This is a genomic window from Kitasatospora sp. MY 5-36, assembly GCF_001182915.1.
GTDB lineage: Bacteria > Actinomycetota > Actinomycetes > Streptomycetales > Streptomycetaceae > Kitasatospora.
The window spans coordinates 1-9,100 of record NZ_LFVW01000475.1 but is presented as its reverse complement, the minus strand read 5'-3'; the positions used below and the strand labels follow the sequence as shown (position 1 = coordinate 9,100).

9 protein-coding genes and 1 pseudogene are annotated in these 9,100 nt (G+C 75.8%); 6 read left to right on the top strand and 4 right to left on the bottom strand.

Features of this window, described 5'->3' with window-relative positions; genetic code table 11:
- Together AE652_RS27560 and AE652_RS27555 are read left to right on the top strand one after the other, a co-directional pair.
- The coding region (locus AE652_RS27560) for a 4'-phosphopantetheinyl transferase superfamily protein (protein WP_053112283.1) at positions 1-513 on the top strand (513 nt) is incomplete at its 5' end.
- A gap of 123 nt (positions 514-636) precedes the next feature.
- Positions 637-2,391 (top strand): condensation domain-containing protein, encoded by a 1,755-nt coding sequence (locus AE652_RS27555; RefSeq protein ID WP_049656240.1) that lies wholly within the window; start codon positions 637-639, stop codon positions 2,389-2,391.
- Between the two features lie 29 nt (positions 2,392-2,420).
- Here the strand turns inward: AE652_RS27555 and AE652_RS43190 are convergent, their stop codons facing one another.
- Entirely contained in the window at positions 2,421-3,152 is a 732-nt protein-coding gene (locus tag AE652_RS43190; RefSeq protein ID WP_053112281.1) for a hypothetical protein, read from the bottom strand.
- Positions 3,149-3,799 (bottom strand): RNA polymerase sigma factor, encoded by a 651-nt coding sequence (locus AE652_RS27545; protein WP_082346010.1) that lies wholly within the window; start codon positions 3,797-3,799, stop codon positions 3,149-3,151. Before AE652_RS27545 ends, AE652_RS43190 begins: the two co-directional genes overlap by 4 nt.
- Before the next feature lie 235 nt (positions 3,800-4,034).
- On the opposite strand from AE652_RS27545, the gene AE652_RS27540 reads away from it, so the two are divergent.
- On the top strand, positions 4,035-4,838 hold the full coding sequence (locus AE652_RS27540; protein ID WP_049656236.1) for an SAM-dependent methyltransferase: 804 nt from the start codon (positions 4,035-4,037) through the stop codon (positions 4,836-4,838).
- 29 nt (positions 4,839-4,867) lie between these two features.
- Here AE652_RS27540 and AE652_RS27535 read toward each other — a convergent pair whose 3' ends face one another.
- Entirely contained in the window at positions 4,868-5,590 is a 723-nt protein-coding gene (locus AE652_RS27535) for a DUF981 domain-containing protein (RefSeq protein ID WP_049656235.1), read from the bottom strand.
- Positions 5,591-5,790: 200 nt separating this feature from the next.
- Here AE652_RS27535 and AE652_RS27530 point away from each other — a divergent pair, with 200 nt between their 5' ends.
- The 3 genes from AE652_RS27530 to AE652_RS27520 all read left to right on the top strand — a co-directional run bounded on the left by AE652_RS27530 (position 5,791) and on the right by AE652_RS27520 (position 8,372).
- Entirely contained in the window at positions 5,791-6,678 is an 888-nt protein-coding gene (locus tag AE652_RS27530) for a DMT family transporter (protein WP_049656234.1), read from the top strand.
- Positions 6,679-6,756: 78 nt separating this feature from the next.
- A complete protein-coding gene (locus AE652_RS27525) occupies positions 6,757-7,608 on the top strand; it encodes an SDR family oxidoreductase (protein WP_049656232.1) in 852 nt (283 codons plus the stop codon).
- The gene (locus AE652_RS27520; RefSeq protein WP_369808336.1) at positions 7,605-8,372 is read left to right on the top strand and encodes a polysaccharide deacetylase family protein; all 768 of its coding nucleotides are present in this window, start codon (positions 7,605-7,607) and stop codon (positions 8,370-8,372) included. Before AE652_RS27525 ends, AE652_RS27520 begins: the two co-directional genes overlap by 4 nt.
- Positions 8,373-8,602: 230 nt before the next feature.
- Here AE652_RS27520 and AE652_RS27515 read toward each other — a convergent pair.
- Positions 8,603-9,100 (bottom strand): annotated as a pseudogene (locus AE652_RS27515) (glycosyltransferase); the annotation flags it as partial.

Genomic DNA, 9,100 nt, shown 5'->3' with positions numbered 1-9,100 from the left:
GCCGCCCGGCTCGGCGTGCCCCCGGCCGCACTGGTCTGGCGGTACGGTCCGCACGGCAAGCCCGAGCCCGCGTCGGCCGGTGGGCTGCGGGTCAGCTGGTCGGCCTCGGGGGCGTTCGCGGCGCTGGCCCTCGCCGAGGGGCGGGCGGTCGGCGTCGACGTCGAGCGGCTCCACGACCCCCGGACGGCCGAGCGGATGGCCGCCCGCTGGTTCCCGTCCGAGGAGGCGCGGTTCGTCGCCGAGCCCGTCGAACCGGCCGAGCGGGCGGCGCGGTTCACCACCCTGTGGTGCCGCCGCGAGGCCTGCGTCAAGGCGTACGGCGGGCGGCTCGCGCAGTCCTTCGGCGTGCCCGTGGGCGGCCCCTCGCCGGTGCTCGTGGCTGACCCGGGCGGGCTCGGCACCGGCCCGTCCCGGCTTCGTGACGTTCCCGTGGCGGAGCCGTTCCGGGCTGCCGTGGCGGCCCTCGGGGAATCGCCGATGCATGTCAACTGCCGTATGTGGAAAGAAAATTGACGATGGATCGGACCCGTCGAGGTTTGGTCTGGACCAGCTCGCGAGGGCGCTGGTAGCGTCCCGGTCACACCCCCTGCCGAACCCTCCCCGGCCCTCCCCGGCGAGCCGAAAGGCGCGTACGACGTGACACCGCAGGACGCCCCACCGAACGATCCGACGTCACTCGGCGCGACACCGCGCGGCACGACAGCGACCCCCAGGCGGATCACCGTCCGGTACGCCGCCGAGGGCGGCGGCTCCGGCCCGCTCACCCGGGGCCAGGGCAACATGGTCCTCTGCATCCGGCGCGACCCGCCCGAGGGGATCAACAAGGACTCCGTCTGGCCGGTGCCCGACGGAGTCTCGGTCCCCGCCGGGCTGGTCGCCCTGCGCCTGCTGGTCGAACGCCACGAGTCGCTGCGGACCTCCTTCCCCGCGGGCGCCGGCCCGGACGGCTTCCCGGACCGCCAGCTGGTGCACCGGAACGGCCGGTTCGCCGTCACGGTGGTCGAGGCCGGCGGTCGGAGCGAGGCCGAACTGGACGTGCTGGCCGCCGAGTTGGGCCGGGCGGATGTCGCCGTCCCGGTGCCCCTCGACGCTCCGCCGCGGGTCCGGTTCACCATGCTCGCCGCGGGTGAGCGGCTGCTGCGGCTGGTCGCCGTGGTCTGCCACGCGGGTGCCGACGGCGCTGCCACCGCGGTGCTGATCCAGGACTGGCACGCCCTCGCCGCCGGGAAGGAGCTGCCGCCGGTCACCGCTCCGACCCCGCTGGAGGTCGCCGTCGCGGAGCAGAGCGCCCAGGGCCGCCGCAGGGCCGCGGCCGCACTGCGGCACTGGGCCCGGGTCCTGACCGCCGGCCCGCAGGTCGTCTTCGCCGACGCGCGGATCACCGGCCCGCCCGGCGACCACAGCGCCCTGCTGGTCCGCTCGCGCACCGCCGCGGACCACCTCGCCGCCGTCTGCCGGCGCACCGGCGCCAGTCCGTCGGTCGTCCTGCTCGCCGCCTTCGCCGCGCTGGTCGCCCACCGCTCCGGCCGCCGCGAGCTGGTGCTCTCGGCGCTCTCCGCCAACCGCCAGCGCGCCGCCCTGATCGACCACGTGGGCACCCTCGCGCAGGACGCGCTGATCCTGCTCGACACCGGCGCGGCCGACCTCGACCAGCTGATCGGCCGCGCCAAGTCCGCCTCGCTGAGCGCCTACTGGCACAGCACCCTGGACGCCCAGCAGGTCTGGCAGCTGGTGGACGACGCCGCCCACCTGCGCGGGGCCCGGTTCTCCCGCCAGGTGGTCGTCAACGACCTGAGCCTCACCATCCCGGCCGCCGTCGCCGACGCCCAGCCGCCCCCGGCCGTCGACCCCGAACTCACCGTCCTGCCCGCCCCGCCGCTGCCGGTCCGGCTGATGTTCACCATCCTGCGGATCACCGGCAGCCTCGACTTCGCCCTGATCGCCTGCCCCCAGGTGCTCGACCCCGAGGAGACCGAGGGCTTCGCCCGGGCCCTGCCGGCCCTGCTCGCGGCCGCCGCCGAGGGGCCGGTGCTGCTGTCCGACCTGCCCGCCGTGCTCGGCCCGCCGGGGGGTGAAAGGGGCGGCGAATGGCGGCTGGTCGACGGCGCCTGGATCGACCTCGCGGCCGTCCGCGAACTGCTGCGGACCGCCCTCGGGGAGCACCGACTCTCCGAGGAGGAGGGGAAGTTGGTGGTGGAACTGGCGACCGGTGACCCCTCGTTCGGCCCGGTCGAGGCCCACCGTGCGGTGGTCGCCGCCCTACCCGGACGCGACACCGCGATGGCGCCGCACCACTACGTCGTCCGGTATGCCGCTCCGGCGGGGGAGCGGACCGAGGCGGGCAGCGGGCGCGACCCGGCCGTCGCCGCCCGGCTGTCCGTGCTCACCTGAAGGGATGATCACGGCGGCCCCAACGGCGCTCACCCCCACGGGTCGTCGTGATCATCCACCGGGTCCCACGGAAGGTCCTCCCAGGAACAGGCGGAGGTCGCCCCCGAGGTGAGCCCCCAGGGGCTCGGCACCTCCTCCTCGCCGCCGTCCTGCACCGGCAGCCGGTCGATCACCGCGACCAGGGCGGGCGGTAGCTGCGGGGCCAGCCCGTGGTGCACCCGGGCGAGGATGTCGCGCCGCACGTCGTCCGGCAGCAGCGGCCGGTTCATCCGCAACGCCCGTGGGCCGGGCGGCCGTTCGGCCGTGGCCAGCTGGTCCGACCAGGCCCGCCAGTAGTCGGCGTCGTCGGTCTCGCCGAGCATCAGGTGGTGCAGGTGCAGGCAGTACGCGGCCGTCCCGCTGCCCGAGCCGGCCGCGAAGCGCCACCAGAACTCGGCGCCCTCCTCCTTGCCGGTCGCGTACAGCAGCGCGCCGAACACCTCGGCCCCCTCCGGCTGGATCCGGCGCGCGTTCACCAGCAGGTCGAGTCCGCGCGAGGCGTCCGGCGCGCCCAGCACCAGGGCCACCACCAGGCCGAGTTCGAACGCCGCCTGCTCGTGCTCCGACGGCAGGTGCGCGGGCGCGGCGGTGAGCCGCGCCCGGCGCACGGCGGCGATCCGCTCCGCATGGGCGCGTTCGGGCCGCGGGACGCGGAACACCGTGCGCCCGCCGTCGGCCCGGCCCGGGCCGTCCGGGGCCCGGTCCTCCGGTGCCGCCGTCACAGCTCCCCGCCGCCGTCCGGGAGTTCGCCCACCCCGAGCCGGCGGGCCAGCCTCTCCCGGGCGTGCCGGAGGTTGGAGTGCACCGTCGCCACCGGCCGCCCCAGGTACGCCGCGATCACCTTGACGTGCAGGCCGAGCAGGTACCGCAGGATCACCACGTCCCGCTGCCGGTCCGGCAGTTCGAGGATCGCCGCGTACAGCCGCACCTCGTCCGCCTCGCTGTGCAGCAGCCCCTTCGCCACCTGCTTGAAGGCGCCGATCACCGCCGCGAAGGTGACCGCCTCCACCTCGACCGGCTCCTCGGAGGCCACCCAGTCCGCGACGTGCCGATTGGCCAACCGCCAGGCGTACGCGGCCGGTTCCTCGAACCGGAGCACCTGTGACCAGCAGCGGGCCAGGTCGGCCTTCACCGCCGTGACCACCAGCTCCGCGTCGGACTGGCTGCCTATCCGGGTCAGGGCCAGGGCGCGCCAGGCGGGTTCGTGGGTCTCGCAGAAGGCCGCGTAGGGGAGGCCCAGGCGAAGTTCGGGGTCGGAGCGGAGTCCGGGGTCGGTGTCGGCCGTCGGCTCCGCCGCCGTCCCGCGGAGGTACGCCACGGCCGTTCCGCCCCGGTGCCTGCGCGTCGGGGCGCCCCTGTCGATCGTCATCGGGCCTGCTTTCCGTGGCCGCCGGCTGCGCACCGGGCCACCCGAGGGTCGGGCTGTCTGCGCCCATCCTCATTCCATCAGGCCTGTCACTCCAGGCTGCAATCCGAATACAGATTGTCATCTCATGGGAACCAGCGGTTGGTTGGAATGCCCGGAAGCTGTTCGGAACACGAGGGGCCGCGCCTATCGTGGGCGGGGAGGATCGATCGGGCACGGCACCGGGGGGAGAACACGGATGGGTCTCTACGACGGGGTGGACCTGCGGCTCAACGTTCCGCACTCGGCGCGGATGTACGACTACTTCCTCGGCGGGTTCACCAACTTCGCCGCCGACCGCGAGGCCGCCGGACACGCCCTCGCCGTCGCGCCCTGGCTGCGCGCCGCCGCCCGCGTCAACCGCTCCTTCATGCAGCGCTCGACCCGTGCCCTCGCCGAGCTCGGCTTCGACCAGTTCCTCGACATCGGCACCGGCATCCCCACCTCGCCGAACCTGCACGAGGTCGCCCAGGGCGTCCGGCCGGACGCCCGGGTGGTCTACGCCGACAACGACCCGATCGTGCTCTCGCACGCCCAGGCCCTGCTCACCGGCACCCCCGAGGGCCGCACCGCCTACGTCGAGGCCGACGCCACCGACCCGGCCCGGCTGCTCGCCGCCCCCGGACTGCGGGAGACCCTCGACCTGTCCCGCCCGGTCGCGCTCTCCCTCAACGCCCTGCTCCACTTCGTCCCCGACGCCCACGGCGCGTACGAGCTGGTCGAGCACCTCAAGTCCGCCCTCGTCCCGGGCAGCGCCCTGGTGATCACCCACGTCAGCCCCGAGTTCGCACCCGAGGACATCGCCACACTGACCCGGATCTACGAGGCGGCCGGCACCGCGGCCCAGGCCCGCACCCGGCTGCGGATCGCCCGCTTCTTCGACGGCTGGACCCTCCTGGAGCCGGGGCTCGTCCCCATCGCGCAGTGGCGGCCGTCCCCCGACGAGGCGCCCGTCGCCGCCGAGGAGGTCTCGCTGTACGCGGGGGTGGCCGTCCGGCCGTGACGGGGCGCCCCGGCCACACCCGCGGCCGGTCACATGGTGTTGACGATGAGCCCGATGTGGGTGAAGTAGTTCAGCCCGCCGAACGCCAGGAAGGCGAGGCCGGCCAGCCCCCACACGACGCCGATCACCGGGCTCATCCACCGCCGGGGGTCCCGCAGCGCGAAGGGGAAGAGCAGCGCCCCGATGCCGACCAGGACGTACAGCCCGGACATGAAGCTCGCCTCCAGCCACGGCCAGTCCGAGAACTCCCCGGAGATCGGCTCCTCCGGCGGGGCGGCGAAGAGCGTGTACTTCCAGCCCGCGGCGGCGATGCCGAAGCAGGCCAGCCCCATGCCGAAGACGAACACCGAGATCGGCGCGGCCACCCGGACCGTCCGGTCGACGCCGTCCGCGGCGAGGAGCTCGCTGCCGCGCTTCCAGAGGTAGAAGGAGGCGGTCAGCAGGAAGACGCCGAACGCCAGGGCGGGTTCGCCGAAGATGACGTTGTCGAACGGGAACCCCTGCCCGGCCAGCGGCCAGGTCAGGGTCATGTGCAGGCCGGTGGTGACGAGCGTGAACCCGAGGGCCCCGAACGCCAGCGCCCAGCCCTCGAGCGTGGTGCTGCGCCCCTGGACGAGGAGTCGGCGCCCCAGGGCGACCACCAGCAGGAGTCCGGCGCCGGCGGCCACCGACATGATCGTGTTGTAGGTCGGCATCCTGGCCCAGTCGATCTTCAGACCGGATGCGGCGAGCGGCATGGCGTGCTGAATCATGGATCAGGGATGACGCGACACCGTCCGTCGGCAAACCGCGCGCCGCCCGGGTCCACCCGGCGGGCCCAGCCGATCCCGTCCGGCGCCGCTCCCGCTCCTGTCCCACCCGCTCCCGTCCCACCCGTCCCACCCGTGCGACCCCGTCCCCCCGGGCCCAGACTGGTGATGGATCGACGCTGCCCCGGGAGGCTGGGAGAGGCATGCTGCTGGGACTCACCACCGCCTTGGTCGCGACCGTCTGCTTCGGCTTCGGGGCGGTCTTCCAGGCGCGCGGGGCGCGGTCGGCCCCGCGCGCCGACCGGGTCCGGGCGGGCCTGCTCGCCGCGCTGGCGCGGTCCTGGCAGTTCCTCCTCGGCACCCTGCTGGACATCGTCGGCTTCGCGCTGAGCATCGTCGCCCTGCGCACCCTCCCGCTCTTCCTCGTCCAGGCCGTCACCAACGCCAGCCTGGCCGTCACCGCCCTGGCCGCCGTTTGGCTGCTGGGCGCGCGGCTGCGCCGCGGCGACCTCGCGGGCATCCTCGCCGTGGTCGTCGGCCTGACCCTGCTGGCGCTCGGCTCCGGCCGGGAGGGCCGCGACCACGCCGCGCCCGCCTTCCACTGGGCGCTGCTCGCCACCACCGCCGTCCTGCTGCTCGCCACCCTGGTCCTGGTGCGGCGGGAGGGCAACGCGGCCGCGGCCGGCCTGGGGCTGCTGGCCGGGGCCGGCTTCGGCGTGACCAGCCTGGCCGTACGGGTGCTGGACGCCTCCGGCCCGGTCGCCGTGCTCACCGACCCGGCCGCCTACGCCCTCGCCGTCGGCGGCCTCGGCGGCTACCTCGCCTACGCCCTGGCCCTGCAACGCGGCACGGTGACGGCCGCGACCGCCGCCGGGACGGTGACCGAGACCTTCGGCCCGGCGCTGGTCGGCGTCACGGTGCTCGGGGACGCCGCGCGCCCCGGGTTCGAGTGGTGCGCGCTGACGGGCTTCGCGGTGGCGGTGGGCGGCACCTTCGTGCTCTCCCGCTTCGGGGAGCCGGAGGGCGGGCCCGCGGAGCCGACCGCCCCGCACCGGGACGCCGAGGCGGAGCCCGCCGTACCGCCCCGGTAGCCCGGACGGCTCCGCCGTGCGAAGGTGACTTTCCGGACAAAACGGACGGCTAGGCGGTCACAGAGCGGCAGGTGCCCGATGGCGGAGGAGCCCCACTCCCGACCCCGGCGGTCGGACCCGAAGGAGGTCACCGACCTCGCGGCTCCCGCGGACCGGAAGGCCCTGAAGCCCCCGCCGGACCCGGCCGACCGCCCCGTCGCGTTGATCACCGGCGCCTCCTCCGGGATCGGCCGCGCCACCGCCACCCGCCTGGCCGACGCCGGCTGGCTCACCCTGCTCTCCGGCACCGACCGCGCCCGCCTCGACGAACTCGCCGACCGCACCGGCGGCCGCGCCCTGCCCGAGGACCTGAGCAAGCCGGACGGCCCGGCCCGCCTCGCCGAGGCCGCCCTGGCCGACGCCGGCCGGGTGGACGCCCTGGTCGCGAGCGCCGGCCTGGGCTGGCGCGGCCCGTACGCGCAGACGCCCTCCGACACCCTGGACCGGATGATCGAGGTCAACCTCGCCGCCCCGCTGCGCCTGGTCCGCCTGCTGCTGCCCGGCATGCTGGAGCGCCGCCGCGGCCGGATCGTGCTGCTCGGCTCGATCGTCGGCCAGGTCGGCTCGCGGGAGGAGTCCGGCTACGCGGCCACCAAGGGCGCGCTGACGATGTTCGCCGAGAGCCTCTGGTACGAGCTGCGCGGCACGGGTGTTGGGGTGCGCCTGGTGCTCCCCGGCGCGGTGGACACCCCGTTCTTCGAGCGGCGCGGCACCCCGTACGAGCGCGACTGGCCGAGGCTGGTCCCGGCGGACCGGGTCGCGGACGCGGTGGTGGCGACCATCACCACCGAACGCGACCGCCTCTACGTCCCGCACTGGCTCGGCTTCCCGTCCCGCCTCCACGGGGTGGCACCGGGCGTGTTCCGCCGGATGGCCGCCCGCTTCGAGTGAGCGCCGCTGTGCACCGGACGGGCACCGCCGCCGTCGCTGCCACTGCCCTCGCCGTCGGCGCGGAGTTCCTGCACCTCGCCCCGGCCGCCGTCCGCCTGCCGCCACTGCGCCGCACCCTGGCCCGCCGCACCGCCGGACACGGCGCCGCGCCCGACCACGTCGCCCTGACCTTCGACGACGGCCCCGATCCGGCCAGCACCCCGTACGTCCTCGACGCGCTGGACGAACTCGGCGCCCGCGCCACCTTCTTCCTGCTCGGCGCGATGCTGGAGCGCGCCCCCGGGCTCGGCCGCGAGCTGGTGCTGCGCGGCCACGAGGTGGCCGTCCACGGCTGGCACCACCGGCAGCAGTGGTACCCGGCCCCCGCCCGCGACCTGCGCGAACTGCGCCGCGCCAGCGAGGCCGTGACCGAACTCTGCGGCGCCCGCCCGCGCTGGTACCGCCCGCCGTACGGCGTCCTGACCGCCGGCCCGGCCCTGGCCGCCCGCCGACTCGGCCTGCGCAGCGTGCTGTGGACGGCCTGGGGCCGCGACTGGACGGCGGAGGCCACCGGCGAGTCCGTCTACGCGACCGCCCGCCCCGGCCTCACCGGCGGCGCCACCCTCCTGCTGCACGACTCCGACTGCACCTCCGCCCCCGGCTCCTGGCGCGCCACCCTCGCCGCCCTCCCACTGATCGCCGCCCACTGCCGCACCCACCGCCTCACCCTCGGCCCCCTCCGCGACCACCGGGTGCCGTCGGGCGCGGGGAACCGTCCGGGGTGACGGACGCACCGGCCACCACCCGCGCGGCTAGGGCCTGTCTTCGAACTCCCGTCGTCCGCCCGGAGGGCGGGCGGGGCGGCGTTGGGGTGCGTGCATCGCAAGGCGGAGGAGGGAGCCACTGCGGTGGGGGCACCTCCCGGCCGAAGGCTGGGGGCCATTGGCGACCGACGACAACGCGGCGAGGTGCGTGCCCCGGCGTCGACCCGCAGACGCGAGTTCGAAGACAGGCCCTAGCCCAGTCCCACCCGTCGCAGCGCCGCCCCGAACCCCGCCTGCCAGGCCTCCGGTGTGGCGCCGGCGGACGGTGCGGGCTCGGGGCGGCCGAGGGCGGCCAGGGCGTTGTGGACCACCTCGGCGGGGCGGGCGGTGGCGACGTCGGCGTGGCCGAGCTCCAGCTCGTGCTGGAGGTTGTCGCGCCCGTGCCCCTGCACCACGTCGAGGAGCAGCAGCCGCCGGCCCAGCGCCCGGGCCTCGCTGCAGGTGTCGCCCGAGCTGGTGACCACCAGGTCGGCGGCGGCCATCAGCGCGGGGACGCGGTCGGTGTAGCCGAAGGGGTGCAGCCGGGGCTCCCGGCGTGCGGCGGTCCGCAGCCGGCGCTCCAGCTCCCGGTTGCGCCCGGCCACCGCGAGTACGTGCGGCCCTGCGGCGGCCAGCGAGGCGGCGGTGCGGGCGAGCGGGCCGAGCCCCCAGGAGCCCGACATCAGCAGCACGCAGGCGGCGCCCGCCGG

Excerpts from the sequence above, each read along its gene's own strand:
- AE652_RS27535 (WP_049656235.1), bottom strand. The coding sequence starts at position 5,590 with ATGATTCAGCACGCCATGCCGCTCGCCGCATCCGGTCTGAAGATCGAC.
- AE652_RS27525 (WP_049656232.1), top strand. The coding sequence starts at position 6,757 with ATGGCGGAGGAGCCCCACTCCCGACCCCGGCGGTCGGACCCGAAGGAG.
- AE652_RS27540 (WP_049656236.1), top strand. The coding sequence starts at position 4,035 with ATGGGTCTCTACGACGGGGTGGACCTGCGGCTCAACGTTCCGCACTCG.
- AE652_RS27545 (WP_082346010.1), bottom strand. The coding sequence starts at position 3,799 with ATGACGATCGACAGGGGCGCCCCGACGCGCAGGCACCGGGGCGGAACG.
- AE652_RS27530 (WP_049656234.1), top strand. The coding sequence starts at position 5,791 with ATGCTGCTGGGACTCACCACCGCCTTGGTCGCGACCGTCTGCTTCGGC.